This is a genomic window from Achromobacter sp. KK8, from assembly GCF_054188005.1.
Genome location: NZ_CM135178.1, coordinates 1,795,333 through 1,820,915, shown reverse-complemented (window position 1 = coordinate 1,820,915; position 25,583 = coordinate 1,795,333). Strand labels below are relative to the sequence as shown.

The 25,583-nt window shown below is 67.3% G+C and carries 26 protein-coding genes; 5 read left to right on the top strand and 21 right to left on the bottom strand.

From position 1 onward, the window contains the following. Nucleotides 1-21: 21 nt before the first annotated feature. The 9 genes from ACVN9Z_RS08440 to ACVN9Z_RS08400 form a co-directional block, all read right to left on the bottom strand. Nucleotides 22-843 (bottom strand): ABC transporter ATP-binding protein, encoded by an 822-nt coding sequence (locus ACVN9Z_RS08440; RefSeq protein ID WP_415270483.1) that lies wholly within the window; start codon nt 841-843, stop codon nt 22-24. Nucleotides 844-866: 23 nt separating this feature from the next. Beyond that, nucleotides 867-1,910 (bottom strand): FecCD family ABC transporter permease, encoded by a 1,044-nt coding sequence (locus tag ACVN9Z_RS08435; RefSeq protein WP_052719220.1) that lies wholly within the window; start codon nt 1,908-1,910, stop codon nt 867-869. A gap of 1 nt (nt 1,911) precedes the next feature. Continuing rightward, complete coding sequence (locus ACVN9Z_RS08430) at nt 1,912-2,937, bottom strand: FecCD family ABC transporter permease (protein ID WP_026384869.1); 1,026 nt, start codon at nt 2,935-2,937, stop codon at nt 1,912-1,914. After that, the gene (gene fepB / locus ACVN9Z_RS08425) at nt 2,934-3,953 is read right to left on the bottom strand and encodes a Fe2+-enterobactin ABC transporter substrate-binding protein (protein WP_233256872.1); all 1,020 of its coding nucleotides are present in this window, start codon (nt 3,951-3,953) and stop codon (nt 2,934-2,936) included. The genes ACVN9Z_RS08430 and fepB overlap by 4 nt, the downstream gene beginning before the upstream one ends. Then, a complete protein-coding gene (locus ACVN9Z_RS08420) occupies nt 3,881-6,037 on the bottom strand; it encodes a TonB-dependent siderophore receptor (RefSeq protein WP_006388114.1) in 2,157 nt (718 codons plus the stop codon). The genes fepB and ACVN9Z_RS08420 overlap by 73 nt, the downstream gene beginning before the upstream one ends. Before the next feature lie 187 nt (nt 6,038-6,224). Continuing rightward, on the bottom strand, nt 6,225-6,977 hold the full coding sequence (locus ACVN9Z_RS08415; protein ID WP_049055328.1) for a helix-turn-helix domain-containing protein: 753 nt from the start codon (nt 6,975-6,977) through the stop codon (nt 6,225-6,227). 53 nt (nt 6,978-7,030) lie between these two features. Continuing rightward, nucleotides 7,031-7,270, bottom strand: a complete 240-nt coding sequence (locus ACVN9Z_RS08410) for a hypothetical protein (RefSeq protein WP_157140538.1) — start codon at nt 7,268-7,270, stop codon at nt 7,031-7,033. A 98-nt stretch (nt 7,271-7,368) separates the two neighbouring features. Further along, on the bottom strand, nt 7,369-8,562 hold the full coding sequence (locus ACVN9Z_RS08405; RefSeq protein WP_238927438.1) for an MFS transporter: 1,194 nt from the start codon (nt 8,560-8,562) through the stop codon (nt 7,369-7,371). A 69-nt stretch (nt 8,563-8,631) separates the two neighbouring features. After that, nucleotides 8,632-9,111, bottom strand: a complete 480-nt coding sequence (locus tag ACVN9Z_RS08400; protein WP_024067452.1) for an RrF2 family transcriptional regulator — start codon at nt 9,109-9,111, stop codon at nt 8,632-8,634. 199 nt (nt 9,112-9,310) lie between these two features. Between ACVN9Z_RS08400 and ACVN9Z_RS08395 the strand changes: the two genes are divergently transcribed. Together ACVN9Z_RS08395 and ACVN9Z_RS08390 are read left to right on the top strand one after the other, a co-directional pair. Beyond that, nucleotides 9,311-10,153 carry a class I SAM-dependent methyltransferase gene (locus ACVN9Z_RS08395; RefSeq protein ID WP_150101857.1) on the top strand — a complete coding sequence of 281 codons (843 nt, stop codon included), beginning with the start codon at nt 9,311-9,313 and terminating at the stop codon, nt 10,151-10,153. Between the two features lie 180 nt (nt 10,154-10,333). Beyond that, nucleotides 10,334-11,353 carry a zinc-dependent alcohol dehydrogenase family protein gene (locus ACVN9Z_RS08390; protein WP_458213332.1) on the top strand — a complete coding sequence of 340 codons (1,020 nt, stop codon included), beginning with the start codon at nt 10,334-10,336 and terminating at the stop codon, nt 11,351-11,353. A gap of 141 nt (nt 11,354-11,494) precedes the next feature. Here ACVN9Z_RS08390 and glmS read toward each other — a convergent pair whose 3' ends face one another. Further along, entirely contained in the window at nt 11,495-13,327 is a 1,833-nt protein-coding gene (glmS, locus tag ACVN9Z_RS08385; protein ID WP_020925581.1) for a glutamine--fructose-6-phosphate transaminase (isomerizing), read from the bottom strand. Nucleotides 13,328-13,478: 151 nt separating this feature from the next. On the opposite strand from glmS, the gene ACVN9Z_RS08380 reads away from it, so the two are divergent. Then, a complete protein-coding gene (locus ACVN9Z_RS08380; RefSeq protein WP_006388107.1) occupies nt 13,479-13,967 on the top strand; it encodes an Lrp/AsnC family transcriptional regulator in 489 nt (162 codons plus the stop codon). A 27-nt stretch (nt 13,968-13,994) separates the two neighbouring features. On the opposite strand, the gene ACVN9Z_RS08375 is transcribed toward ACVN9Z_RS08380, so the two are convergent. From ACVN9Z_RS08375 to ACVN9Z_RS08350, 6 genes are all read right to left on the bottom strand, one after another. Then, nucleotides 13,995-15,056, bottom strand: a complete 1,062-nt coding sequence (locus ACVN9Z_RS08375) for a glycosyltransferase family 4 protein (protein WP_049052877.1) — start codon at nt 15,054-15,056, stop codon at nt 13,995-13,997. Beyond that, complete coding sequence (locus tag ACVN9Z_RS08370; protein WP_047992465.1) at nt 15,053-16,375, bottom strand: UDP-glucose dehydrogenase family protein; 1,323 nt, start codon at nt 16,373-16,375, stop codon at nt 15,053-15,055. The genes ACVN9Z_RS08375 and ACVN9Z_RS08370 overlap by 4 nt, the downstream gene beginning before the upstream one ends. A 120-nt stretch (nt 16,376-16,495) precedes the next feature. Then, a complete protein-coding gene (locus tag ACVN9Z_RS08365; protein WP_006388104.1) occupies nt 16,496-17,887 on the bottom strand; it encodes an MFS transporter in 1,392 nt (463 codons plus the stop codon). Beyond that, nucleotides 17,884-19,257: a bifunctional UDP-N-acetylglucosamine diphosphorylase/glucosamine-1-phosphate N-acetyltransferase GlmU gene (gene glmU, locus ACVN9Z_RS08360; protein ID WP_006388103.1), complete on the bottom strand. Its 1,374-nt coding sequence runs from the start codon at nt 19,255-19,257 to the stop codon at nt 17,884-17,886. The genes ACVN9Z_RS08365 and glmU overlap by 4 nt, the downstream gene beginning before the upstream one ends. A 63-nt stretch (nt 19,258-19,320) precedes the next feature. Next, nucleotides 19,321-20,112: a PhaM family polyhydroxyalkanoate granule multifunctional regulatory protein gene (locus ACVN9Z_RS08355; protein ID WP_024067447.1), complete on the bottom strand. Its 792-nt coding sequence runs from the start codon at nt 20,110-20,112 to the stop codon at nt 19,321-19,323. A 43-nt stretch (nt 20,113-20,155) separates the two neighbouring features. Beyond that, the gene (locus tag ACVN9Z_RS08350; protein ID WP_053499225.1) at nt 20,156-20,827 is read right to left on the bottom strand and encodes an outer membrane lipoprotein; all 672 of its coding nucleotides are present in this window, start codon (nt 20,825-20,827) and stop codon (nt 20,156-20,158) included. A gap of 131 nt (nt 20,828-20,958) precedes the next feature. Here ACVN9Z_RS08350 and ACVN9Z_RS08345 point away from each other — a divergent pair, with 131 nt between their 5' ends. Continuing rightward, nucleotides 20,959-21,180: a DUF3717 domain-containing protein gene (locus tag ACVN9Z_RS08345; protein ID WP_006388102.1), complete on the top strand. Its 222-nt coding sequence runs from the start codon at nt 20,959-20,961 to the stop codon at nt 21,178-21,180. Nucleotides 21,181-21,255: 75 nt separating this feature from the next. Here ACVN9Z_RS08345 and ACVN9Z_RS08340 read toward each other — a convergent pair whose 3' ends face one another. Genes ACVN9Z_RS08340 through ACVN9Z_RS08320 form a run of 5 tightly spaced genes read right to left on the bottom strand, consistent with a single transcriptional unit; the run spans nt 21,256 to nt 25,295 of the window. Next, nucleotides 21,256-21,861 carry an SCO family protein gene (locus tag ACVN9Z_RS08340; protein WP_006388101.1) on the bottom strand — a complete coding sequence of 202 codons (606 nt, stop codon included), beginning with the start codon at nt 21,859-21,861 and terminating at the stop codon, nt 21,256-21,258. Between the two features lie 16 nt (nt 21,862-21,877). Further along, nucleotides 21,878-22,768, bottom strand: a complete 891-nt coding sequence (cyoE, locus tag ACVN9Z_RS08335) for a heme o synthase (RefSeq protein WP_026383355.1) — start codon at nt 22,766-22,768, stop codon at nt 21,878-21,880. A 13-nt stretch (nt 22,769-22,781) separates the two neighbouring features. Continuing rightward, a complete protein-coding gene (locus tag ACVN9Z_RS08330; protein ID WP_070782183.1) occupies nt 22,782-23,816 on the bottom strand; it encodes a COX15/CtaA family protein in 1,035 nt (344 codons plus the stop codon). A 21-nt stretch (nt 23,817-23,837) separates the two neighbouring features. After that, on the bottom strand, nt 23,838-24,452 hold the full coding sequence (locus tag ACVN9Z_RS08325; protein WP_223203271.1) for an SCO family protein: 615 nt from the start codon (nt 24,450-24,452) through the stop codon (nt 23,838-23,840). A 45-nt stretch (nt 24,453-24,497) separates the two neighbouring features. Continuing rightward, nucleotides 24,498-25,295 carry an SURF1 family protein gene (locus tag ACVN9Z_RS08320; protein WP_049052883.1) on the bottom strand — a complete coding sequence of 266 codons (798 nt, stop codon included), beginning with the start codon at nt 25,293-25,295 and terminating at the stop codon, nt 24,498-24,500. A 36-nt stretch (nt 25,296-25,331) separates the two neighbouring features. On the opposite strand from ACVN9Z_RS08320, the gene ACVN9Z_RS08315 reads away from it, so the two are divergent. Continuing rightward, the gene (locus ACVN9Z_RS08315; protein ID WP_006388096.1) at nt 25,332-25,532 is read left to right on the top strand and encodes a twin transmembrane helix small protein; all 201 of its coding nucleotides are present in this window, start codon (nt 25,332-25,334) and stop codon (nt 25,530-25,532) included. The last annotated feature ends 51 nt before the right edge of the window (nt 25,533-25,583 follow it).

Here is a 25,583-nt window from a genome sequence, read left to right as displayed (position 1 = left end):
TAGATTCCTTGGAGTACCGGTTCAGTCGGTTTCGGCGCTGGAAACGGGCACCACCAGCGGCGTCCCGGACACGGGATCCGCCATCACGACGCAGCGGATGCCGAACAGGCGCCGCACCCGCTCCGGCGTGATGACCTCGGCCGGCGGGCCGCTGGCCTGCACCTTTCCGTCGCGCAGCGCCACGATGTGATCGGCATAGCGGGCGGCCTGGTTCAGGTCGTGCAGCACCATCACCAGGGTCTTGCCCTGCCGCTGGTTCAAACTGCGGCACAGATCCAGCACTTCCAGCTGGTGAGCGATATCCAGGTAGGTGGTGGGTTCGTCGAGCAGCATCACAGGCGCGTTCTGCGCCAGCGCGAATGCCAGCCAGGCGCGCTGGCGCTGGCCTCCGGACAAGGTGTCGACGGGCCGATCGGCCAGGGCCGTCAAGCGCGTCTGTTCCAGCGCGCGTTGTACCGCCTCGTCATCCTCCGCGCGCCACGGCTGCCAGAACGCCTGGTGCGGATAGCGGCCACGCGCCACCAGCTCCGCCACCCGTATGCCGTCGGGGGCTTGCGGCGCCTGCGGCAGGCAGCCCAGGCGAACGGCCAGCTCGCGCGCTCCAAAGCGCCGCAGGTCCTTGCCGTCGAGCAGCACCGTGCCGGCCTGCGGCACCAACAGACGCGCCAATCCCCGCAACAGCGTCGACTTGCCGCACCCATTCGGCCCGAGGATGACCGTAATGCGTCCGGCCGGAATATCGAGGTCCAACTGCTGGCACACCGCGCCCAGGTCATGCGCCAGTGTCAGCCCGCGCGCGCGCAGCGCCATCGCGCAAGGCGGGGATGCAGAGCAATCTTGCATGGGTAATCGTCCGCGAGAGGAAATCATCGGGCGCCCCGACGCAGCAGCAGCCAGATCAGGTACAGGCCGCCCAGCAAACCGGTCAGCTTGCCGATGGGCAGGTGCAACGGCCAGAACGTCTGCTGGCCGAGCAGGTCGGCCGCCACCACCAGACAGGCGCCCATGGCGGCCGCCCCGCCCACCGACGGTCCGGTGCTGCGCAGCAGGCGCCGGGCGAGCTGCGGCGCGGCCAACGCGATAAAGGCGATCGGCCCGGCTGCACCGGTGGCCAGGGATGCCAGCATCACCGCGCAGAACAGCATCGCCAGCCGTACCCGGGTTACCGGCAGGCCCAGCTGCCCGGCGACGTCGTCGCCCATTTCAAGCAGCGCCAGGCGGCGCACCGACAACCAGACGGGCGGCAGGAACAGGACGATGGCCACGCCGGCAAGCCAGGCATGCGCCCATGCGCGCGCATTGAGCGAACCGGACAACCACAGGTTCGCCAGCAATGCGTGATCGAGATCGCCCTTGACCAGCAACAGGCCATTGACGGCGTGCAGGATCGCGCCCACGCCAACGCCGACCAACACCAGGCGTCGCGTGCCCATCGCGCCCTGGCGCCGCGCAAGCAGCCAGACGGCGACCGCGGTCAAGGCGCCGCCAGCGACCGCGCCCATTGCCGCGCCGACGGTGGACGGACCGTAAACCACGATATGCAACAGCGCGCCGGTGGCCGCGCCCGTCGTGAACCCGATCAGATCCGGCGAGCCCAGCGGATTGCGCGACAATGACTGGAATACGGCCCCCGACACCCCCAGCGCGGCCCCCACGGACAGGCCGGTCAGCACCCGCGGCAGGCGAAAGCCCAGGATCAGGCGCTCACCGGGCGTGGCGGACGATCGTCCGATCGCGATGTCGAGAATGCGGCCCAGCGACAGTTCCGCGCTGCCGATCCCCAGGGCAATCAATGCCAGGATGACGGCGCACAGGGCGAGCGCCAGGCCACCGAGTAAAACCCGCCGCCGGGCCAGGAAGCCGAAGCGATGCACGTACCGCCGCGGCGGCATGGGAACGGAATCGCGCATGTCAGCAAGCACCGGCACGGCGCGCCAGCGCGACAAAAAGAGGTCCTCCGAGCAGCGCCGCCATGATTCCGGCGCTGATCTCGTCGGGCGGGACGATCATCCGGCCCAGCGTATCGGCAGCCAGCAGCAGGCAGGCTCCGACCAGCGCGGCGCAGGGGATCAGGCGCCGATGCGCGGACCCGCAGGCGTGGCGGGCCAGGTGCGGCGCGGCCAACCCGATGAAGGCGAGCGGCCCGGCGGCGGCGGTGGCCGCGCCGGCCAGCAACACGATAGCCGCCGCGGTGCCTGACCAGGCCAGGTACGGCCGCGTGCCCAGGGTCGTGCCAAGCTCACGTCCCAACGCCAATGCGTCCAGGGTTCGGCCCCATGCCAGCGCCAGGGCGACGCCCGTCACGGTTGCCGGCAGCACCACGGCCAGCACGGCGCCAGAGCGTCCTTGCAGCGAGCCGACCACCCAATGGCGGAATTGGTCGAAGACGCGATCGTCGCTGTTGACAGTGATGATCTGCGTAGCGGCAAACAGGATCGCCGACATGGCCGCGCCCGCCAGCACCAGCCGCAGGGGATCGCGCCCGCGATGCAGTCCGCCAATGGCATGGACCAGCGCGCCCGCCAGCGCCGCTCCGCCCAGGCCGGCCAGCAGTTGCGCGACCGGGCCGTGCACGACGCCCAGTGCCGTGGCCGCGGCGATGGCAAGCGCCGCGCCCGCATTGACGCCCAGCAGCCCTGGATCGGCCAGCGGGTTACGGGTCAAGGTCTGCATCAACGCCCCGGCGGCGCCCAGCGCCGCTCCGGCCGCCAGCGCCAGTAGCGTGCGCGGCAAGCGCAGGTGACGCACCATGAGGTGCGCGCTGTCGAGCGGATCGAAGGCGGCCAAGGCCTGCCTCACCGTCGTCAGCGACAGCGGACGCGCCCCCATCATCAGGCTCAGCGGCGCCAGCAAGGCAATCGCGAGGGCACAGGCCAGCAACAAGCACCAGGTATGGCGACGCGCAAGCGGCGTGCGCGCCCTTGGCATCGGCGTCATGTCCCGAACCGTTCGAGCAGCGCGTCGAGGATCTGGCCCGCGCTGTACGCATCTATGCGAAAAGCGTTCCGGCCCAGGCCATAGACCTGGCGCGCGCGTACCGAAGGCAGGTTGGCCAGCACCGGATCGCGCAACATCGCCTCGGCATCGTCGGCATCCGCGCGCAACACGAAGGTGGTTTGCGCGGTCAAGCGGGTCAGCGCTTCATACGGCGCCCAGACGAAGTCTCCGGGGCGGCCCAGCGCGACGTGCCAGGCCGGATCCGGCGCCTCGATCCGAAACCCCAGGGCCGCCAGCAGCCGCGCATGCGGGCTGGCCGGCGTGGCGATGGGATTGTTGGTGCCCGGGCCGTTATAGCTGATGATGTTCACCTTGCCCTGCGGTACGCGCAAGCGGGCACGCGCCGCGGCAACCCGGGCATCGAAACCGGCGACGGCGCGCGTCGCGGCGGCCTCCGTGCCCAGCGCCCGGCCCAGCTGCAGGGCCAGTTCCTGCCAGGTCTGGTGGCTGTAGTCCACCACGATGACCGGCGCGATCGCGCGCAAGGCGTCGAGTTGCTCGCGCGCCGAATCCGCGCCCGTGGCGGAAACAACGATCAGATCGGGCCGCGCCGCGTAGGCGGCCTCCAGGTCCACCTGCCCGGCCGGCCATGACGGCTTGAGACCGCGTGCGCGCGCCACTGCCGCCCATTGGTCGAAAAAACGGCCGTTGGCATTGCCGGCACTGGCGATCACCGGCGCTTCGATGGCCAGCAGCGTGCCGGTCACCGTGACCGACGTCGACAGGACGCGCCGCGGGGCGGCAGCCAGCATTGTCCGCGTGCCGTCGGCATTGTCGAAACGGCGCGGCCATCCATCATCGGCCAGCGCGGACGCCGGCAGGAAGACCGCCACCGTCAGCGACAACACCAGCAGCAGCCACGCAGTTATGGGCCGGCCCGCACTCACCACGTGAGCCTCGCGGTCGCCATGACCGTGCGGCCCGTGCCGTAATAGCACGAGGTGGCGGCCGAGCACGTGGCCACATACCGCTTGTCGGCCAGGTTGCTGCCATTGAGCGCCAGTTGCAGGTTCATGCCGCCGATCTTGCCGGCGTCATAGCGCAGCGCGGCGTCGAACAGCGTGTAGCCGGGAATATGCAGGTAGTTGGCCAGGTCGCCATAAGTCGGGCCGACGTAGCGCACGCCCGCGCCCATGCCCAGGCCGGCCAGCGGACCGCCATGGAAGGTGTAATCGACCCACATCGAGCCCATCCAGTCGGGCACGCGGATCATGCGGTTGCCGGTATTGCCATCGTTGCTGCGCACCACCTTGGAATCCATGCGGGTGACGGCGCCGATGAGGCTCAGCCCGCGCAGCGGCGTGACACGGCCTTCCAGCTCGATGCCGCGCACCCGCACCTTGCCGGTCTGCACCTGGTAGGCCTCGTCGGCTTCGTTGAGCGGGTCGGCCGTCAGCACGTTCTGCTGCGACAGCTCGTAGGCTGACAACGTGATCATGCCGTCAATGGCGCGCGGTTCGTACTTGATGCCCGCCTCCCACTGCTTGCCGGTGGTGGGCTTGAAGGCGCTGCCCGAACGCGTCGTTCCGCCGGTCGGCTGGAACGACTCCGAATAGCTGAAGTAGGGTGCCAGCCCATTGTCGAACAGATACGTGACGCCGGCGCGGCCGGTGAAGGCCTCGTCGCGGGTCACCTGGCGCGTCCCCGTCAGGCGATTGAGCGAATCCATGCGCGTCCAGTCCTGTCGGCCGCCCAGCGTGAAGCGCCAGCGGTCCAGCGCGATCTGGTCCTGCAGATACACGCCATACTGCGAATCGGTCTCGCGGGTGGACATCTGCGGCGCCAGTGTCGGTTCGAAATCGTAGTGGGTGTAGACGGGGTCATACACATTGATGGCGATGGCGGCGGGCGACACCGCCGCCGCTTGGCGCAGGAAGGTCCACTGCGTCTTCTGCCAGTCGAAACCGGCGACCATGGTATGGGCGACCGGCCCGGTCGCGAACTTGCCCTCCACGCGCGTATCGATGGTCTGCGCATCGGAGTCGCCCTCGCCCTGGACCGCGCGACGATTCAGGATGCGGCCGCCGATGAGCGTGCTCAGGTTGGTAAGCGCGGCGCCGCGCACGCCATTGCCAACCGTGGCGCGGTACAACGAGTCCACGTGCGTGTAGCGCGCGTTCTGGCTGACTTTCCAGGCGTCGTTGAACTGGTGTTCGAGCTGCCAGCCGGCGGTCCAGATATTGCGGTCGTAAGTGTTCCAGTCGGGTTCGCCCAGGAACGTCGTGTTCTTGATGTAGCCCTCGGCGGCCGGCACGACGGTGCCCTCGTAGGGCAGGAACTGGAAGGTGCTGCCGCCGCGATCCTGTTGGTACATCCCCAGCAGCGTCAGGCGCGTGGCATGGTCATTGAAGTACATGGTGGCGCTGGGCGCGATGAACCACTGCTCGTGGTCGGTGTGCTTGATCTGGGTGGACCCATCGCCATACAGGCCCACCAGCCGCCACAGCACGTTTTCGTCCCCATTGGCCCCGCCCAGGTCGAACGCCGTCTGCGCGCGCCCATGACTATCCAGCTGCAACTGCACCACCTGATCCTGCTCCGGCGTCGGCAGCTTGCTGACCTGGTTCACCATGCCGCCAGGGGCCAGTTGGCCGTACAACACGCTGGACGGGCCTTTCAGCACCTCGACGCGCTCCAGGTTCCAGGTGTTGAAGGACGTCCGGTTCCAGCTCAGGCTGGTGTCCGACGGCGCGCGCAAGCCGTCCAGCATCACGTTCGCGCCAAAGCTGCCGGCATCGAAACCGCGGATGTAGAGATCATCCACGCGGTTGTCGATGCCCTGGCTCTCGGGCAGCACGCCCGCGGTGTAGCGCGTGGCTTCGTTGAGATTCCTGACGCCGCGCAGATCCATCTCGCGCCGCTCGATCACCGACACCGACTGCGGCACTTCACGCAACGGCGTATCGGTCTTGGTCGACCCTCCGATCGTCTCCGCCGGGCGGTAGGCATTCACCGTCACCGCTTCCAGGCTCACCGCATCGTCGGCCGCCAGCGCGGTTCCCGCCTGGACGAGCAGCGCCGCCAACAAGGGATAAGCCAAGCGCCCGGTCGGACGCGCGACACGGCGGGAATGAGGACGCATCGGGACGACGGCGGGCACGGGACTTCTCCTGAAAGCAAATAAGATTCGTTCTCAGGCAAGTAGAGCATGGGAGCGCGGCACACGTCGTTTGTGGAAACGGCGGAATCGTTCGCGCAAACAGCAATCGCCGCGGCCGCGCGGGGATTTACAGGCGGGCGCGCACCTGGTTCGGCGTCAGCCCGAAGTGGCGGCGGAATGCCGTGGAGAAACTGCCCGGATTGGCATAGCCGGCCATGGCCGCGGCCTGCGTCACGCTCACCCCCTCGGATTCCAGGGCGTGGCGGGCCAGGCGCAGGCGTTCGTGCTGCAGGAAGTCGAACACCGTGATCCCCAGCGCCTGCCGGAAATGGCGTTGCAGCGTGGTGGCCGTGGTATTCATGTGGCGCGCGATCTGGTCGATGCTCAAGGGCTGGTCGGCGTGGCGGCGCAGCCAATGCGTAAGATCGACCATACGACGATGAACCGCCGCGGGCAACGGCATGGGATCGGTGCCATGGCAATCGCCCGCCCTGCCATGCGACAGCGCCTCGATGACCAGTTCGATGGCACGGCATTCAAGGTAGAGGCTGCCCAGCTGTCGCGGCATAGGCGGAGGACTCAGCAACTGCTCGGCCAGCAGCCGGATCCGCGTGGATGCGCTCCAGCAGCGCGTCGCCAGATGCGGGGCAATCACCGCGGTCTCGCCGAGCGACTGTTCCAGCCACTGCCGGCTCACGCCGATGCTGACACGCCGCGACGATTCTCCCCCTCGCACCACACGCCGGCATTCCTCGGGTTCGCGCAGCATCACCAGACCCGCGTCGGCCCCCTGGCCACGAACCAGATTCAGCGCGGCCCGGCCGTAGCTGACGTCGATCCTGCCGTCGAGCACCAGTACGATCCGCAGGGAATCGTCCACAGTCGCCAACCCCGTCGACGACTCGCCACCGGCCTCGCAAGCAAGCTGCAAGCTCAGGCCGGGTCGCAGGCGATGGAATTTCCGCAAGGGCGGCGCGCTGGCCAAGCCAGGCGCACCGGACTGGGTGCTTGCCATAAAAAAAAGCGGCCGCCGTTCGGGACGAGGATGGCCACGACACGTTTATGAAAACGATTCTCATTATATTTTTTGCAGTCCTGTGTGGCAAGAACCAGTTTCAGCGTGAGAATGTTGTCGCTGTGCTGACCGCGATGGAAGCGCGCGGCCTGGCTCACGGCATCCCCGGCCAGCCCCAGGTTATGTTCTCAAGGTGCCCGATTCCGGCGCGGCTACGTGCCCGGGGCCCGACCCGGCGCCGCTCGACTGCCCAGCTCTATCCGCGATCGGAGCCTTGGCGCCCTGTACTTCCAGACATCATGATGTAGCACATCGCAATTGCAGCCAGTGCCGCCCCGGCCCATAACGGATACGACCCGCCCAGGCCAATCAGCTGGCCGCCTATCATTGTCCCGATAGCGATCCCGATATAGATTCCCGAAGAGTTCAGCGCAATGACCAGGTTGGCTTCCTGCGGAGCCAGGCTGATCAGCCTTTGCTGCTGTGCGGGTGACTGGGCCCAGCTGCTGCCCCCCCAGCACGCTATCAGGAAAGAAATCGGATAGATCGCTTCAAGTCCTTTCCCGCCGGACATGAGGCCCAGGCCGCCAAGGGCCAAGGTCATGACAAGGTATGCGCAGGCAAGCGTCATGATCGGCCCGTGCCTGTCCGTAGCCCACCCGGAAAGATAGTTGCCGCAAAAGGCGCCAAGCCCATACATGAACAGCATCATGGTGAAATTGGCGGGCGGGATCTGAAAGCCTTCCAGGATGGAGATGATGAAGGCGTACGCCGAATAGGCCGCGGCCATCCCGAAAACCGTGAGCATCAGTATGCTCACGACGCCCGGCTTTGCAAGCACCGACAATCGTTGCCGCAAACCGATGGCGGCGCCTCCGGGCATGGGCTTCATCACGAGAAAGACCGTTGCCGCCGCCGCGAACGCAAGAACGCCGACAAAAGCCAATGAGGCGCGCCAGTTCATGAACACGCTGATCGCATGGCCAAGCGGAACGCCCAATGCAGTGGCGACGGTGAGCCCTCCGATCACGACGGAAAGCGCTCGCGCCCGCTGACCGGGATGCACCATGGCGGCAGCCGTCGCCCCCGCGTTCGGGGTGTAGGCCGCTGCCGATGCGGCGGCGGCGATCCGCGTCAGTATGAGAAGCCCCAATGTCGTACATGCCGCGGAAGCGATGTTGGCAAGGCCGAGCAAAACCAGCGACGACACAAGCAGCCTGCGCCGGGCCACCGTGGAAGTCATCGTCGCGATGATCGGGGCAAGCAATGCATAGGCAAGGGCGAACGCAGTGACCGACCAGCCGGCCATCGATGCGCTCACAGACAGGTCTTCCGCCATCTCCGGCAGAAATGCGGAAACGATAAATGCATCCATACCGACCGCAAACGTACCCAGGGCCAAAACCAGGGTTGAGCCCAGAGAGCGCTTTGATTGCTCGACGTTTTCCATTTTCATATCAGGATATTTGATATCTAGATTAACGAACCAAAAAAAGAGGGAAACCCTCTTTTCCGACGGCTAGCTTGAATAGCCCGCATACCATTGCTTCATTCGCTGGCTCCCTGATGGCGGAGATGCCTTTATCAGATCGGCAATGGTCTGCGCGGCCAGTTCCTTTCTCCATGCGGTCTCGGCTCGCTGCATGGCGGCGGCGATTCCACAGGGACGCGCGAAGTCGTTTGGCTTGGCAAGACATCCCGCGCCACGCTGCCTGATTTCGGTGCACCGGAATGCCCACTCATCTCCCTCGATGGCCATCACGACATCCAACAGGGAGATCGCCTCGGGAGACTTCGCGAGTTGAAAGCCCCCCTTGGCGCCCGCCGAAGAAGTGAAAATTCCGGCACGCACCAGACTCTGGAGAAACTTGTTCAGATAGTGCGAAGGCAGTTCGAATGCGGCGGCGAGCCTGGATGTCGGCACCGGCCCGTCATTGCCGACCCACGCCAGGGTCAGGCAACAGTGCAATGCCCATTCAACACCTTCGCTCATCTTCATGCTATTTACAATTTCCAGTGATCGATATGAAATTACGCAACGCATGCAGCGCTGTTGCCATCGATAGGCCAACATCCGCAACGACGGGCTGTTTCGCGCACCATCCAGCAGGTAGCTTCGCCGCTTTAATTTGGATAAATTATATCTAGATAAATTGCACCGTCAACCAACGACGCGGCACATCAATGAGGGTAGCGCAATGAAACCAGAGAAAGTGCACCTGACGCAGGAGAAGGAGACCCTGCTGATCACGCTGTTCGCGAAGGCCGGCGAATCCGAACTGGGCGACTCGCTCCTGAACGACCGCTATGCCGCGGAAGCGGTGAAACGCATCGATTATGACTTCGCCAGGCTCAAGGTCGGCCGCGACATGATGATCGGTCTGGCGATGCGCGCCCACCATCTTGACGAATGGGCGCGCCGCTTCATCGAATGCCATCCTCGATGCGTCGTACTTCACCTGGGTTGCGGGCTGGATACGCGCTACTTCCGCATCGCCCCAGCGCCGGGCGTGCGCTGGTACGACGTCGACTACCCCGAGGTGGTCGACCTTCGGCGTCGGCTTTTCGCGATGCAGGAAGGCTATTTCCTGATCGCATCCGCTGTCCAGGATGTCGCGTGGCTTGAGCAGGTTCCCGCCGACCTGCCAGTGCTCGTAATCGCGGAGGGCCTGCTGATGTACCTGTCGCGAGACGACGTCCGGGCGCTACTCGGGGGTATCGTTTCCAGGTTTCAACACGGGGAATTCATCTGTGACGCGCTCAGTTCCCTGGGCGTTCGCTTCGTCCAGCGCATTCCGTCGGTGCGCGCCACCGGCGCGCAGTTGAAGTGGGGGATCGACGACCCGCGTGAGCTGGAGGCACTCGCGCCGCCGCTGAAACTGGCCGAAGAGGCCGACTGCTATCGCCGCGATGACGTCGCGCGGTTTTCCCTGCTGTCGAGAATATCCATCGGCATCATGCTCGCGATCCCCGCCCTCCGGCGCATGAACCATCTTCTTCGCTACACCATTCAACGCGATCCACGCCCGACGCCGCGGTAGCGGATGGAGGCAATGTAAGTGGCAATGGCCTGGCGGGAGTTGGCGTGGCGACCTCACTGGTTCCTTGCAGGCAACATTGAAGGGAATACATGACGTCACTGGATAGCGCGGGTCCCGGATATCTTACGGGCACTGGGCCGCGCCGTGCGGCTCTCTGGAACCAAGACAGAGGACATCACCATGCAGGCATATCGGATCACCGCCGGCCAGGGTATCGGCTCGTTGCAACGCGGGGCGCTGGCAGCGCGCCCCCCCGGTCCCCATGAGGTGCGCGTGCGCGTCAAGGCCGTTTCGCTGAACTTCCGCGACCTGATGGTCGCGCGTGGCGGCTACCTGAAACCGGCGGACGCCCCCGTCATTCCAGCGTCCGACGCCGCTGGTGAAGTCGTGGACGTCGGCGCCGGGGTCACACGCTACCGGCCGGGCGACCGGGTGATGGGCGCCTTCTTTCCAGACTGGATCGATGGCGAGTCCGACCCCGTCAACACCGCGCGGGTGCCGGGCGCCGCCAGCGACGGCGTGCTGGCCAGCGAGGTCATTTTCTCCGAGCACTCCCTGGTCGCCATTCCCGATTCGCTCTCGGATGAACAGGCCGCGACCTTGCCATGCGCCGCCGTCACCGCCTGGAGCGCCCTGTTCGTCGCGGGACGCGCCAAAGCCGGCCAGACCGCCTTGCTGCTGGGCACCGGCGGGGTATCGATCTGGGGCCTGCAACTGGCCAAGGCTGCGGGCCTGCGCGCCATCATCACCTCGTCCAGCAACGAGAAACTGGCGCGGGCGCGCGAGTTGGGCGCGGACCACGTGATCAACTACCGCGACGCCCCCGAATGGCAGGACGAAGTGCTGCGCGTCACCGGCGGCGAAGGCGCCCACGTGGTGCTGGAAGTCGGCGGCGAGGGCACGCTGGAACGCTCGGTCGCGGCGGTCCGGCATGGCGGCGCGGTCGGCATCATCGGCGGTGTCAGCGGTTTCGACTCGGTGCCGGTCTCGCCCTTGGCGTTGATCGCCGGCCACAAGCGCCTGGAGGGCATTCTGGTGGGCAGCCGCAAGATGCTGGAAGATGTGACGCGGCTGGTCGACAGCGCCGGCATCGCGCCGGTGATAGACCGGGTCTACGGTTTCGACGAGGCGCCGGCCGCGTTCGAGCGCCTGGCCTCGGGCCGTCACTTCGGCAAGATCGTGATCCGCGTCGACCGCTGAACGGCACAAAGAAAAAGGCCGCCTTGATGGCGGCCCAGGTGTCGAGAGACAACGCTCTTCAAATGCGGAAAGTCGCGTCGGGCGTTGTCGAGACACCGACCTTATTTCTCGTTTTCAACATCGGGGCCACGCCCCGAGGCATCACTCCACCGTCACGCTCTTGGCCAGATTGCGCGGCTTGTCCACGTCGGTGCCACGGGCGCAGGCCGTGTGGTACGACAGCAGCTGCAGCGGCACCGTGTGCAGGATCGGCGACAGCTTGCCGTAGTGCTCGGGCATGCGGATCACGTGCATGCCTTCGGCGCTCTGGATCTTGCTGTCGGCGTCGGCGAACACGTACAGCTCGCCGCCGCGCGCGCGCACTTCCTGCATGTTGGATTTCAGCTTTTCCAGCAGCTCGTCCTTGGGCGCGATGGTGACCACGGGCATGTGCTCGGTCACCAGGGCCAGCGGGCCATGCTTGAGTTCGCCGGCCGGATAGGCTTCGGCGTGGATGTAGCTGATTTCCTTGAGCTTGAGCGCGCCTTCCAGCGCGATCGGGTAGTGCATGCCGCGGCCCAGGAACAGCGCGTTTTCCTTCGAGGCGAAACGGTCGGCCCAGGCCATGATCTGCGGTTCCAGCGCCAGCACCGAGCCGATGGCCACGGGCAGGTGGCGCAGCGCCTTCAGGTGCTCGGCCTCCTGCTCGTCGGTCAGGCGGCCGCGCACTTGCGCCAGCGCCAGCGTCAAGAGGAACAGCGCGGTCAGCTGCGTGGTGAAGGCCTTGGTCGAGGCCACGCCGATTTCGACGCCGGCGCGCGTGATGTACGACAGCTTGCATTCGCGCACCATGGCGCTGGTGGACACGTTGCAGATGGTCAGCGTGTTTTCCATGCCCAGCGAGCGGGCGTGCTTGAGCGCGGCCAGCGTGTCGGCGGTTTCGCCCGACTGCGAGATCGTGACGACCAGCGAGCGCGGGTTCGGCACGCTGTCGCGGTAGCGGTATTCGCTGGCGATTTCGACCGCCACGGGGATCTTGGCGATCGATTCGATCCAGTACTTGGCGGTCAGGCCGGCGTAGTAGCTGGTGCCGCAGGCCAGGATCAGCAGCGAGTCGATGTCCTTGAAGATCTTGTAGGCGTCGTCGCCGAACAGTTCGGGCGTGATGGCCTCGATGTCCTGCAGCGTGTCGCCGACGGCGCGCGGCTGCTCGAAGATCTCCTTCTGCATGTAGTGGCGGTAGGGGCCGAGTTCAGCCGCGCCGGTGTGCACCTGCACGGTATGCACCTGGCGTTCCACATTCTTGCCGTTGGCGTCCACGATCCAGACGCGCGCCAACTGCAGGTCGACGACGTCGCCGTCTTCCAGGTAGATGATCTGGTCGGTGGTGCCGGCCAGCGCCAGCGCGTCCGAGGCCAGGAAGTTCTCGTTCTGGCCCACGCCCACCACCAGCGGCGAACCCTGGCGCGCGCCGACCACGCGGTGCGGCTCGTCGCGGCAGAACACGGCGATGGCGTAGGCGCCATGCAGGCGGCGCACGGCGTTCTGCACGGCCTCGAACAGGTCGCCGGCATACAGGTGGTTGACCAGGTGCGCGATCACTTCGGTGTCGGTCTGGCTTTCGAAGACGTAGCCCACGGCCTGCAGCTCGGCGCGCAGTTCGTCGTGGTTCTCGATGATGCCGTTGTGCACCAGCGCGATGCGCGGCTCGTCGTTGCCCAGGTGCGAGAAATGCGGGTGGGCATTGTGCGTGGCCGGCACGCCGTGCGTGGCCCAGCGGGTGTGGGCGATGCCGGTGAAACCTTGCACCTTGTCCTGCGCGACCTGTTCGGCCAGCTCGGCCACGCGCTGGGTGCTGCGCGTGCGGCGCAGGTGGCCGTCGGCGTAGACGGCGACGCCGCAGGAGTCATAGCCGCGGTATTCCAGCCGCTTCAGGCCTTCGACCAGGATCGGGGTGATGTCGCGCTGGGCGACGGCGCCAACAATGCCGCACATAGGAGAGACTCCTGAAAGTTCGAGTACGGAACGCATTGTGCGCGTCCCGCCAAGAAATTTGATTTCTTTATCTGGTCATATTTGACAGTTTATTCACTTACATATTTGTGATTAAATAATATTTCACTAATCATGCATTCATGAATTAATCATGCAAAACCAGCCGGTCACCCTGCCTGAGTTGGACGATCTGGACCTGCGCATCCTGGAACAGTTGCAAGACGACAACTCGCTGACCAACCAGGAACTGGCCGCGCGCGTGCACGCCTCGCCGCCGACCTGCCTGCGACGGGTGCGGCGCCTGGTGGAAGAAGGCGTGATTGCGCGCCAGGTGGCCATCCTGGCGCCAGACAAGCTGGGCAGCACGCTGACGGCCATCGTCGAGATCACGCTGGACGTGCAGGCGGCCGAAAGCCTGGACGCCTTCGAACGGATCATGCTGGCCGAACCGGCGGTGCTGCAGTGCTACCGCGTGTCGCCGGGGCCGGACTTCGTGGTGATCGCGCAGGTCAAGGACATGCCGGCCTATCACGCGCTGGCGCACCGCGCCTTCACCGCGCACGCCAACGTGCGCAACGTGCGCACCTTCTTCTCGGTGCATCGCGCCAAGTTCGAGACCCGTATCGATCCGCGCGGATAGGAGCCGGGCGGTCGGGCCGCGATGCCGCTAGCGCGCCGCCAGCAGCCGCTCGAACTGCGCCAGATAGCGATTGCCCATCTTCTGCACGTCGTGCTCGTCGCGCACGTACTGATACGCGCGCTCGGTGATTTCCTGGCGGAACGCGGCGTCATCCAGGCAGCGCGCCATGCCCTGGGCCATGGCGTGGAAGTCGGCCACCGCGCACAGCACGCCGCGCCCGTCCGCCAGGCTTTCCTTCAGGCCGCCGGCATCGGTGGACACCACCGGCACCCGCTGCAGGAAGGCGTCCAGCACGCTGCTGCCCAGCGCCTCTTCCTCGGAGCTCATGACGAACACGTCGAGGATGCTGTAGAAATCCTCGACGCCCTTGCGAAAGCCCGCGAAACGGTAGACGTCCTCGACCCCCAGCGCCCGCGCCTCGTCGCGCGCCTGCTGCTCGCGATCGCCGCCGGCGCCGAAGTGCAGGAAGACGAAATCGCGCCGCGTCTTCGCCAGTTCGGCCACCGCCCGCACCAGCGTCACCGGATCCTTGTCGCGGATCAGCGCGGCCGACGTGGCCATGACCTTCTTGCCTTCCAGGCCAAATTCGCGCACCAGCGCGGCGACGTTTTCCTGGTTGATCCGGTGCGGCTCGACCGCGCTGCGGATGATGACCGGATCCAGCCCCAGGCGGCGCGGTTCGCTCGCGGCCATGTCGCTGATGGCTACGAACAGGTCGGTGTGGCGCCACTTGTAGCCGGTCTTCCATTCCTCGTTGGGCTTGACCACGAACGAAGTGCGGCGCGAGAACGCCACCGGGCGGCGGTGCAGCCACTTGGTCAGCACCGCCCAGGTGATGGTGTTGGCGGTCTGGGCGTGGATGATGTCGTAGCCGCTGCCCGCGCGCGCCAGGAATGCCAGCTGCGCCGGCACGTTGCGGACGGGGTGCGCCACGAAACCTTCCTGGCGCACGCGTTCGGCCAGCGGGCCGCCCTCGCGGCACAGCACCTCGACCTGGTGGCCGGCATTGCGGAACGCGCGCATGCAGTACAGCGTCTGGCGTTCGCCGCCGCGCCACCCCTTCTCGAAGTTGAGCTGCAGGATCTTCATGCGCGGCCGATGCCCGAATACTCGAAGCCCTGGGCGCGCACGTCGGCCGGCGTGTAGAGATTGCGGCCGTCGATGATGAGCGGCATCTTCAGCAAGGCCTTGACGCGGTCGAAGTCGGGCGCGCGGAAGACCTTCCATTCGGTGGCGATCAGCAGCGCGTCGGCGCCGTCGAGCGCATCGTACATGTCGGTGGCGAAGCTCACGCCGGGCTTGCCGTCGAGGACGCGGGCGGCCTCATGCATGGCCACCGGATCGTAGGCGCGCACGGTGGCGCCGCGGCGCGTCAGCTCGTCGATCACGGTCAGGCTGGGGGCCTCGCGCATGTCGTCGGTATTGGGCTTGAACGACAGGCCCCACAGCGCGATCTTGCGGCCGCTAAGGTCCTCGCCGTAGCGCGCCACCAGCTTTTCCGACAGGCGGAACTTCTGCGCATGGTTGGCGGCCTCGGCGGCCTCGATGACACGCATCGGCAGCGCATTCTCGGCGGCGGTGTTGACCAGCGCCTGCACGTCCTTGGGGAAGCACGAGCCGCCGTAGCCGGCGCCCGGATACAGGAAGTGGTAGCCGATGCGCGGATCGGCGCCGATGCCGCGGCGCACCTGCTCGATGTCGGCGCCCAGCGCTTCGGCCAGGTTGGCCATCTCGTTCATGAACGAGATGCGGGTCGCCAGCATGGCGTTGGCGGCGTATTTGGTCAGCTCGGCCGAGCGCACGTCCATCACCATCAGGCGGTCGTGGGTGCGCTGGAACGGCTCGTAGATGCGGCGCATGACGCCGATGGTGTAGTCGTCGTCGGCGCCGACGATGACGCGGTCCGGGCTCATGAAATCGTTGATCGCGGCGCCTTCCTTCAGGAATTCCGGATTCGAGGCGACGCTGAACGGCACCTCGACACCGCGCTTGGCCAATTCCTCGGCCACCGCGGCCCGCACCTTGTCGGCGGTGCCGACCGGGACGGTGGACTTGTCCACGATCAGCTTGCGGCTGGTCATATGCCGGGCAATGTTGCGGGCGGCGGCCAGCACGTATTTCAGGTCGGCCGAGCCGTCCTCGCCGGGCGGCGTGCCCACCGCGATGAACTGCACGTCGCCGAACGCCACGCTCTGGGCCACGTCGTCGGTGAAATGCAGGCGGCCGGCCTGCACGTTGCGCCGCACCAGGTCTTCCAGGCCCGGCTCGTAGATGGGGATACCCCCCTGGCGCAGCAGGGCGATCTTCGCCGCATCCACGTCCAGGCACATGACGTCGTTGCCCATGTCGGCCAGGCATGCCCCCGACACCAACCCTACGTAACCGGTACCCACGACCGTGATCTTCATGCCTGAACGCCTTAAAAATAGGTAATCGTCGCGCTCGGGCATCCTGCCCCAGCGCCGGTCGCCATTATAGAAGGGCCGCCAGCCCGCCCGGAACGCGGCGCCCGCGGCGATCGGCTGGCGCTAGGGCGCCCGCAGCTTGCTGAAGCGCACCGTGTTCACGACCACCGCCAGCGCCGCGCAGATCGTGCCCAGCACCAGGGCCAGCCCCGGTCCGTGCGCCGCGCTGACACTGAAAGCGATCGCCACCAGCGCCGTGCCGAAGCTCTGCCCGAACACCCGGGTGGTCGCCTGCAGGCCGCCGGCCGCGCCGCTGCGCACGCGCGGCGCGGCCGACAGCATGGCGCGGTTGTTCGGCGTCTGGAAGAAACCAAAGCCCACGCCCGCCACGAACATGCCGGCGATGATGGGCACGTTGCCCACGGAGGCGGGCAGCGCCGCCAGCCACAGCATGCCGATCACCATGGTCGCCGCGCCCACGCCGCTCAGGGTGGCGGCGGAGTAGCGGTCCGACAGGCGGCCGGCCAGCGGCGCGATCAACGCCGTGCCCACCGGCCAGGCGCCCATCAGCATGCCCACCTCGAGATACGGCCGCCCCAGCACCTGCTGGAAATAGAAAGGCAGCGACACATACGAGGCCATCTGCGCCGCAAAGGTGCAGGCCGACGCCCCCACCGCGAACGCCAGCGGCCGGATGCGCAGCAGGTCCACCGGCACCAGCGGCGCGGGCTGGCGGCTGGCGCGGCGCACCAGTACCAGGCCCGCCACGGCGGCAATCGCCACCAGGCCGATCCCGCGCAGCAGGTCCTCGCCCATCATGTCGATGCCGGAAATGAACACGCCCAGCGTCGCCATGCACAGCAGCGCGCTGATCCAGTCCAGCCGCACGTCGTTGCGCGGCACTTCCGGCAGGTGGCGCAGGCCGAACATGGCCAACACGCAGATGGGCAGGTTGACGGCGAAGATCCACGGCCAGGGCGCCACCGACAGGATCGCCGAGCCGATCGTCGGCCCCAGCACCGACATCACCGCCACCGTGGTGGCGTTGATGCTGATGCCGCGCCCCAGCATCTTGAGCGGATAGATGTTGCGCACCAGGCCGCCGAACAGGCACATCAGCGTCGCCGCGCCCACGCCCTGGAACACGCGCGCCGCCGTCAGTTGCGCCAGCGTGCCGGCCAGCGCGCAGCCCAGCGAGGCCAGGGTGAAAAGCACCAGCCCGAAGGTGAACATGCGCCGGAAACCGATGCGCTCGGCCAGGGCCGACAACGGCAGCAGCATCATCACCACCGCCAGGTTGTAGGCATTGACCACCCACACCGCCTGCGCCGGCGAGGCGTTCAGGTCGGCCGCGATGGTCGGCAGCGCGACGTTGGCGATGGTGGTATCCAGCACCGACAGGCTGATGCCCGTCATCACGGTCGCCGCCGCCCAGTAGCGGCGCGGCGCCGGCAAACCGTCCGGCGCGGCAGGCTTGGACTTGCCCGCCGGCGCCGGGGACGCCGGCGCGGTCACGACTTCTTGACCGGCCGTTGCCAACCGTCGACGGTGACCTGCTTGCCGCGCGATACCGTCAGCTTGTCGGCCGGCGCATCACGGGTCAGGGTGGTGCCGGCGCCCAGCGTGGCGCCGCGGCCGACGCGCACCGGCGCCACCAGTTGCGTGTCCGAGCCGATGAAGGCGTCGTCCTCGATGACGGTGCGGTGTTTGTTGACGCCGTCGTAGTTGCAGGTGATGGTGCCCGCGCCCACGTTCACGCGCGCGCCGATGTCGGCATCGCCGATGTAGGCCAGGTGGTTGGCCTTGCTGTCGGCGCCCAGCACGCTCTTCTTGATCTCGACGAAGTTGCCAACATGGGTGCGATCGCCGAGTTCGGCGCCCGGACGCAGGCGGGCGTACGGACCAATGCGCGCGTCGCCGCCGACCTGGGCCTGCTGCAGATGGCTGAAAGCCTCGATCTGCGTGCCCGCGCCGATGCTGACGTCGCGCAGCACGCAGTGCGGGCCCACGCGCACGCCGTCGGCCAGCGTCACCTGGCCCTCGAACACGCAGCCCACGTCGATGAACACGTCACGGCCGCAGGTCAGCGTGCCGCGCACGTCGAAACGGGCGGGGTCGGCCAGCGTCACGCCGGCCTCAAGCTGGCGACGCGCCTGCTCGCCCTGATAGCGGCGCTCCAGTTCGGCCTGCTGCACGCGGCTGTTCACGCCCAGCGTCTCCCACGATGCGTCCGGCTGGGCCGCGCCCACCGGCACGCCGTCGGCCACGGCCAGCCCGACCACATCGGTCAGGTAGTACTCGCCCTGGGCGTTGTTGTTGTCGATGCGCGAGAGCCAGTCCTTGAGCTGCGCGGTGGGCGCGGCCAGGATGCCGGTGTTGACTTCCTTGATGGCGCGCTCGGCCTCGGAGGCATCCTTGTGCTCGACGATGCGGCAGACGTTGCCGGCGGCGTCACGCACGATGCGGCCGTAGCCGGTCGAGTCGGCCAGCACTTCGGTCAGCACCGCGGCGCCGTTGCCGCGCGCCTGCAGCAGGCGGCGCAGCGTCTCGGGCTGCACCAACGGCACGTCGCCGTACAGCACCAGGGTCACGTCGTCCTTGCCGTCGCCTTCGCGCAGCAGCGGCACGGCCTGCTGGACCGCGTGGCCGGTGCCTTGCTGCGGCTGCTGCAGCGCGAATTGCAGATCGTCCTGCCCCGCGAAAGCCTGCTTGACGCGGTCGGCGCCATGGCCGACCACCACGATGACACGGGCCGGCTCGAGCTGGCGGGCGCTATCCAGCACGTGGGCCAGCATCGGTTTGCCGGCCAGGGTGTGCAGCACCTTGGGCAGGTCGGACTGCATGCGCTTGCCGAGTCCGGCAGCGAGAATCACTACATTGAGCATAGGTTCCGGTATTTGAATGCGCCCGCTACCGCCATGCGGCGGTCCGGGACGGGATTGAAAAAATCAGGGCTTGCCGTCGGCAGGCCCGCTGTTCTTGGTGGCCGCCTTGGCGGCCGGTTTGCGCGCGGTCTTGCGGGCGGGCTTGGCGACCGTCTTGGCAGCCTTGGCCGCCGGGGCGGCCGCGGCCTGCGGGCCGCCCGGCTTGGCCTTGGACTTGTCGGCCTCGGGCGCCGGCTGGCTGCCGGGCATCGATGCGGCCGTGGCCGCCGCGATCTGGTTGAATTGCTGTTGCAGCAGGTCCCACCAGGCCTTGGAGGCCGACTGCGCCGCCGCGCCCATCTGCTCGCTCATGGCGGGCTGGGCGCCGGCCGCGCCGCCGTCGGACTCGGGAGCCTTGGCCTCAGCCTTCGCGGCGCCCGCGGCCTCTTGCGACGCGCCTTGCGGCGCGCGCTTGGCGGCAGGGGCCGGCTTCAGGCCCAGCACCACTTCCAGCGGCGACGCCGCGCCGCTTTCGCGCACCGCGCCCAGGTCCAGGTTGGCGGCCGAATCGACAAAGGCGCGCAGCGTGCTGATGGTGGAGCGCTGCACTTCCATGCCCTGGATCGTGCTGGACAGCATCGACAGGTTCATGCGCAGCCAATTTTCCACCGAACGCAGTTCGGCGATACGGCGGTCCAGGTCTTCCAGGTTCATGGGCGGCGCCATCGGCAGGCTGCTCGCCAACCCGCCTGGGCCGGTCAGGCCAGCCCAGGCCTGGCGCATCATTTCCATGCTGGCCAGCAGGGGGTTGCCCGACAGGTCGGAATTCTGGCCCATGCCGGGCAGGACGAACGGGTTGCTGTGTTGGTCGCTCATTCCTGTCTTCCCATAGATCGCAAAACGCTGCCGGCCGGCGTGGTCATCCCGGCAGCAGCTGATTATTCTCCACCCGCACGTGGTCGCCGGACGCGAAGGCGAACGGCTGCGCGCTGCGGAATTGGCGCGAGCTGCCGTCGTTCATGCGTACCGTGAGCTCATAGTGCGTCACCGTTTGTTGCTGCCTGATATTACGCTCAACTTCACGGCCTGCCAAAGCGCCGCCCACCGCACCCAGCACGGTCAGCGCGGTCTTGCCGCTGCCGCCGCCGAACTGGTTGCCGACCACGCCGCCGGCCACGCCGCCAGCAATGGTGCCGACCAGGTGGTCGCTATTGTCCTTGACCGGCACCTGCACCTGGCGGATCGATTCAACCACGCCGCAATTGCGGCAGGCCTGCGCCGCCGGGGCTGGGGCCGGCGCAGGGCGGCCTTGCGCCTGGGGCTGCTGGGCCTGCGCCTGGGCTGGCGGCCGCGCGGCCGGCGCTTGCGGCTGGCCAGGCGTCGCGGCCTGGGCCGGCGCCAGATTGGCGGCCTCGGGCCCGGGCTGGGCCAGCGCCGGGTCCTCGGCGTGCGGGGTGGCCGACGGCGTCGGCAGCCAGCCCATCACGGCGGCCACGCCGACCGAGCACATGACGATCACCGCGATGGCGGCGGCCGCGACCAGCGGATGCAGGCCGCGGCGGGGAGATTCGGTTGGGGCGGGATAATTCATGACGATGCTCCATCGTTACTAACCGGCAGTGGTATAGCACCCGGATGCGGTTTCGGCATGTTGCGATGGTGACGCTTCATTGCTGCGCCGAAGCGGTTGGACAGCCCGCGGCATTCGTGGAAAATAGGACCATGAATGCCATCACCTTGCCTCAGATCGAAGCGGCCATCAACTATTGGCGCAATGTCTCGCCGTCCACCGGCGACGAATCGCGCCTGTGCCCGGAGGCGGCCGCGCTGGCCACCCCCTATGCCCTGATGATCATGTCGCACCGCCGCGAACTGCCCATGGCGGATATCGGCGACAAGGCGCGCGATGCGCTGGCCCGCTGGCGGGCCGCGGGCGGCGAATGACGCCATAGGCCGCACACCCGATCGCGCGGCAGCGCCTGCCGATGCCTGCCCGGCTGGCCGACCGCGGCGGCGGCATCAACCCTTGAGCAGGGCCTGGATGTCGTGCACCAGGGCATCGACCCCGATGTTGTTGTTGGCCAGCACGCGCGATTCACCCTTGCCGTCGAGCAGGTAGAAGGCCGCGGTGTGGTCCATGGTGTAGTTGCCGTCCTTGGTCGGCGCCTTGGCGTAATAGGCCTTGAACGAGGCCGCCGCCTTCTTCACCTGGTCGGGCGTGCCGGTCAAACCCAGAAAACGCGGGTCGAACGCGGTTACGTATTGCTTGAGCACTTCCGGCGTGTCGCGCTCGGGATCCACCGTGATCAGCAGCACCTGGACGCGCTCGGCGTCCGGGCCCAGCTTTTTCATGACCTCCGTCAGCTCGGCCAGCGAGGTCGGGCAGACATCCGGGCACTGCGTGAAGCCGAAGAACACCACCACCGCCTTGCCAGCGAAGTCCTGCAGCGTGCGCGTCTTGCCGTTGTAGTCCGACAGCTCCAACCCGCGGCCCAGCTGGGTGCCGCTGATGTCGCTGCCCTTGAACTGCGGCGCGTTGTCGCCGCAGGCGGCCAGGGCGACGGTGAAAGCGGCGGCCGTGGCCAGGCGCAGGGCCAGGCGCCGACTGGCGGAAAATACGGACATCGACATCTCCAGGGGGTCAGATCAGCGCGACCCAGTGGTCCACCAGCAGGGCGCCGAACAACAGCGCCAGGTAGAGAATGGAAAAACGGAACATGCTGCGCGCCAGCTCGTCGCTGTAGTTGCGGTACAGGCGCCAGGCATACGACACGAACATGCCGCCCAGCACCAGCGCCGACGCCAGGTACAGCGCGCCGCTCATGCGGATCGCGGTGGGCAGCAGCGTGGTGGCGACCAGCGCGATGCTGTAGAGCAGGATCTGCAGGCGCGTGAACTGCTGGCCGTGCGTCACCGGCAGCATGGGCAGGCCGGCCTTGACGTAGTCATGGTTGCGATACAGCGCCAGCGCCCAGAAATGCGGCGGCGTCCAGATGAAGATGATCAGCACCAGCAGCCAGGCCTCGGCCGGCACCGAATCGGCCACCGCCGCCCAGCCCAGCGCCGGCGGCATGGCGCCCGACAGGCCGCCGATGACGATATTCTGCGGCGTGCGCGGCTTGAGGATGACGGTGTAGATCACCGCGTAGCCGACGAAGGTGGCAAAGGTCAGCCACATGGTCAACGGGTTGACCAGCGTGTACAGCACGAACATGCCAGCCCCGCCCAGCAGGCCCGACAGGCCCAGCACCTGGTACGCGGAAATGGTGCCGCGCGCGGTGGCGCGCCGCGCCGTGCGCAGCATGCGGGCGTCGACTTCCTGCTCGATCAGGCAATTGATGGCGAAGGCGGCCGCGGCCAGCAACCAGATGCCCAGGGTGCCGAACAGCACGCGGCGCATGTCGGGTACGCCCGGCACGGCCAGGAACATGCCGATCACCGCGCAGAACACCGCCAACTGGGTGACGCGCGGCTTGGTGAGCACGAAATATTGGCGGAGCAATCCGGATTGGGGAGCGGCAAGACTGGTCATCATGCACCCTATTTTAAACGCGCACCGAATTGGGGCCGTAGCCCCCGGCCGGCGCGCCGCCCGCCGTGGACAGGCGCACCATGAGGACGACGGCGGCCAGCGTCAGGCCGGCCGCCCCGCCATTGTGCAGCACGGCGATCAATAATGGCCACTGGAAGAAAATGGTCGTCAGCCCGGTCAGCAGCTGGGCGGCCAGCAGCGCCAGCATCAGCGTGGCGGGGCCGCGCAGCCCCCGGTCGGCCCGCAGGCGCCAGGCCAGCACGCCCAGGTACGCGAACACGACGAAGGCGAAATTGCGGTGCACCCAGTGGATCGCCGTCAGCGCCGGTTGCGAGATCATCTCGCCGGACGGCAGCTCGCCCAGCGCGCGGATGATCGAATAGCCGCCATGGAAATCCATGTCAGGCACCCATTTGCCGTGGCACATGGGGAAATCCATGCAGGCAAGAGCCGCGTAATTGGTGCTGACCCAGCCGCCCAGCGTCACCTGAATCAGCAGCAGGATGAAGCCGCCGACCACCCAGGGCCTGAAACGCCGCGCCGCGGCTGCCACCGCATGGTGCGGCCGCTCACGGGCCGACAACCAGGTCATCAGCGCCAGCACCGACAGGCCGAACACCAGGTGCGCCGTGACCACGGCGGGCATCAGCTTGTGCGTCACGGTCCAGGCGCCGAACGCGCCCTGCACGCACACCGCCACCAGCGTGGTCACCGCCAGGGCCGGCGAGCGGCCCAGTTCGCGGCGGTAGCGCCAGGCCATGTAGACGATGCCGATGATCAGCATGCCCAGGATCGAGCCGACGTAGCGGTGGATCATCTCGATCCAGGCCTTGGACAAGGTCACCGGGCCGAACGGCATGGCCTGCGAGGCCTCGTGGATGTCGCCCATCGCGCCCAGCGGCGTGACGCTGCCGTAGCAGCCGGGCCAGTCCGGGCAGCCCAGGCCCGAGTCCGTCAGGCGCACGAAGGCGCCGAACATGATCAGGTCCAGCGTCAGGAACCAGGTGAAGAAGACGAGTTTGCGATACCGCGCTTTGATGCGTTCCATGGAAACCAACTGAATACCGATTCAACCGATGCGCGAGTTATAGACCAGCTTGCTGATGTCCTTGCGCACCTTCACGCCGTCGGCGTCGGCGGGATACTGCATCATCAGGTTGCCCAGGGGATCGATCACCCAGATCGGCTGCGCCAGGCCGGGCTGGCCGGCCGCGGCCTCGCGCGCCAGCAGGAAGCGCGCCAACTGGTCCGGATCGGCGCGCAGCATGATCGTGCCCTGGTAGGCCTGCAGCACCTTGTCCGGCACCGGGCCGTCGTCGGTGATGAACCAGACGCGCGCCAGGCGGTCGACGTTCTTGCCCTGGCTGGCATGGGTGTTGCGGGTGATGTAGAGCTTGCGGGCGCAGCTTTCCGGGCAGGCCGCGCCGTCGGCCGCCACCAGCAGCCACTTGCCCTTCAGGCTCTGCAGGTCGAACGGCTTGCCATCCAGCGTGGTCAGCTTGAGCGCCTCCGGCGCGGGCATCGGCCGCTGCGGCTCGACCAACTGGCCATAGTTGCTGGCGTCCGCCGGCCACCACTGCGGATTCATGTAGACCACGAAGGCCGCCACGATCGGCGCCAGCGTGCACAGGAACACCAGCACCATCGGTGTCAGCGAGCGCCGTACGGGTTTGGAAGCAGTCATGTCGCGAGCCGCGTGGGTCATGGATTCTGTTGTCGGAAAGGGCGGTCAGGCCGCCGGGTCGTTGGCCGCGCGTTGGCGCATGCGCTTGATGGCGCCCCCCAGCACCACCAGCCACGCAATGGCGGCAAACAAGGCGAAGGAAAACCATTCGACGGCATAGACCGTGTTCTGCTGGAAATTCACCGACGGCTGCGGCCAGTCGTGCACCAGGCCGTCGTCCTCGCCGGTGCCGAACTGGCTCACCACGGTGGGCAGCAGCGTCAGTCCGGTGGCCTTGGCGTAGGCATCCAGCGGCAGGTTCTGCACCTGTGGCACGGCGCCGCCGGCGAGCGGCAGGCGCTCCGGCAGGCTGGAGGCGTCCTGGCCCCCCAGCGACCACAGCTCGAACATGCGCGGCACGCGCGGCGACAGCTCGCCCTTGATGGTCTGCGCGCCGTCGGGCGTAGCCGGCAGCGCCGGCGCGCCCTGGCCCTGGATCACCCGCGGCAGCCAGCCGCGCAGCACCAGCACCGCGTGGCGGCTGCCGGCATCCAGCAGCAGCGGCGTGGCCAGCCAGTAGCCCGGCTTGCCTTCATGGTTGCGGTTGTCCAGCAGTACACTGAATTCGGGCAGCCAAGTGCCGCTGGCCTGCGCCACGCGCCACGGCTTCATGTCGGCCGGCGCGGTCGACGGCGCCAGCACCAGCGGCGCTTGCTTGCGGCCGGCCTCGATAGCCGCCAGAATGTCGCGTCGCTCGTCGGCCCGCCGCAATTGCCATTGGCCCAGCGACGCCAGGATCACCACGGCGATCCCCAGCAGGAGCAAGGCGGCTACCGTGTAGCGGGTTGAATGCGGTCGAGCCATCTGTATTGAATCAATCGATTTTGTCCGGAGACCATCATGCGCGTTTTCGTCGTTCTGGCCTTCATCGGTATCCTGGCCAGTCTGGCATCCGCCCTGGTCTACCTGATGCGGGACAAAGGCAGCACCAACCGCACGGTCAACGCGCTGACGGTGCGCATCGGCCTGTCGGTTGCCCTGTTCCTGTTCGTGCTGTTCGCCCATCACATGGGCTGGATCGAAAGCACCGGTTTTAGATAAGCCCGCGTCCGGCCGGTTCCCCGGCCACGCGACCCAGCCGTATTGGAACAC

Excerpts from the sequence above, each read along its gene's own strand:
- ACVN9Z_RS08340 (WP_006388101.1), bottom strand. The coding sequence starts at position 21,861 with ATGTCCGTATTTTCCGCCAGTCGGCGCCTGGCCCTGCGCCTGGCCACG.
- ACVN9Z_RS08395 (WP_150101857.1), top strand. The coding sequence starts at position 9,311 with ATGAAACCAGAGAAAGTGCACCTGACGCAGGAGAAGGAGACCCTGCTG.
- ACVN9Z_RS08370 (WP_047992465.1), bottom strand. The coding sequence starts at position 16,375 with ATGAAGATCACGGTCGTGGGTACCGGTTACGTAGGGTTGGTGTCGGGG.
- ACVN9Z_RS08345 (WP_006388102.1), top strand. The coding sequence starts at position 20,959 with ATGAATGCCATCACCTTGCCTCAGATCGAAGCGGCCATCAACTATTGG.
- ACVN9Z_RS08375 (WP_049052877.1), bottom strand. The coding sequence starts at position 15,056 with ATGAAGATCCTGCAGCTCAACTTCGAGAAGGGGTGGCGCGGCGGCGAA.
- ACVN9Z_RS08330 (WP_070782183.1), bottom strand. The coding sequence starts at position 23,816 with ATGGAACGCATCAAAGCGCGGTATCGCAAACTCGTCTTCTTCACCTGG.
- ACVN9Z_RS08325 (WP_223203271.1), bottom strand. The coding sequence starts at position 24,452 with ATGACTGCTTCCAAACCCGTACGGCGCTCGCTGACACCGATGGTGCTG.
- ACVN9Z_RS08430 (WP_026384869.1), bottom strand. The coding sequence starts at position 2,937 with ATGACGCCGATGCCAAGGGCGCGCACGCCGCTTGCGCGTCGCCATACC.
- ACVN9Z_RS08320 (WP_049052883.1), bottom strand. The coding sequence starts at position 25,295 with ATGGCTCGACCGCATTCAACCCGCTACACGGTAGCCGCCTTGCTCCTG.
- glmU (WP_006388103.1), bottom strand. The coding sequence starts at position 19,257 with ATGCTCAATGTAGTGATTCTCGCTGCCGGACTCGGCAAGCGCATGCAG.
- ACVN9Z_RS08405 (WP_238927438.1), bottom strand. The coding sequence starts at position 8,562 with ATGGAAAACGTCGAGCAATCAAAGCGCTCTCTGGGCTCAACCCTGGTT.
- ACVN9Z_RS08400 (WP_024067452.1), bottom strand. The coding sequence starts at position 9,111 with ATGAAGATGAGCGAAGGTGTTGAATGGGCATTGCACTGTTGCCTGACC.
- ACVN9Z_RS08440 (WP_415270483.1), bottom strand. The coding sequence starts at position 843 with ATGCAAGATTGCTCTGCATCCCCGCCTTGCGCGATGGCGCTGCGCGCG.
- ACVN9Z_RS08355 (WP_024067447.1), bottom strand. The coding sequence starts at position 20,112 with ATGAGCGACCAACACAGCAACCCGTTCGTCCTGCCCGGCATGGGCCAG.
- ACVN9Z_RS08315 (WP_006388096.1), top strand. The coding sequence starts at position 25,332 with ATGCGCGTTTTCGTCGTTCTGGCCTTCATCGGTATCCTGGCCAGTCTG.
- ACVN9Z_RS08380 (WP_006388107.1), top strand. The coding sequence starts at position 13,479 with ATGCAAAACCAGCCGGTCACCCTGCCTGAGTTGGACGATCTGGACCTG.
- glmS (WP_020925581.1), bottom strand. The coding sequence starts at position 13,327 with ATGTGCGGCATTGTTGGCGCCGTCGCCCAGCGCGACATCACCCCGATC.
- cyoE (WP_026383355.1), bottom strand. The coding sequence starts at position 22,768 with ATGACCAGTCTTGCCGCTCCCCAATCCGGATTGCTCCGCCAATATTTC.
- ACVN9Z_RS08435 (WP_052719220.1), bottom strand. The coding sequence starts at position 1,910 with ATGCGCGATTCCGTTCCCATGCCGCCGCGGCGGTACGTGCATCGCTTC.
- ACVN9Z_RS08390 (WP_458213332.1), top strand. The coding sequence starts at position 10,334 with ATGCAGGCATATCGGATCACCGCCGGCCAGGGTATCGGCTCGTTGCAA.
- ACVN9Z_RS08350 (WP_053499225.1), bottom strand. The coding sequence starts at position 20,827 with ATGAATTATCCCGCCCCAACCGAATCTCCCCGCCGCGGCCTGCATCCG.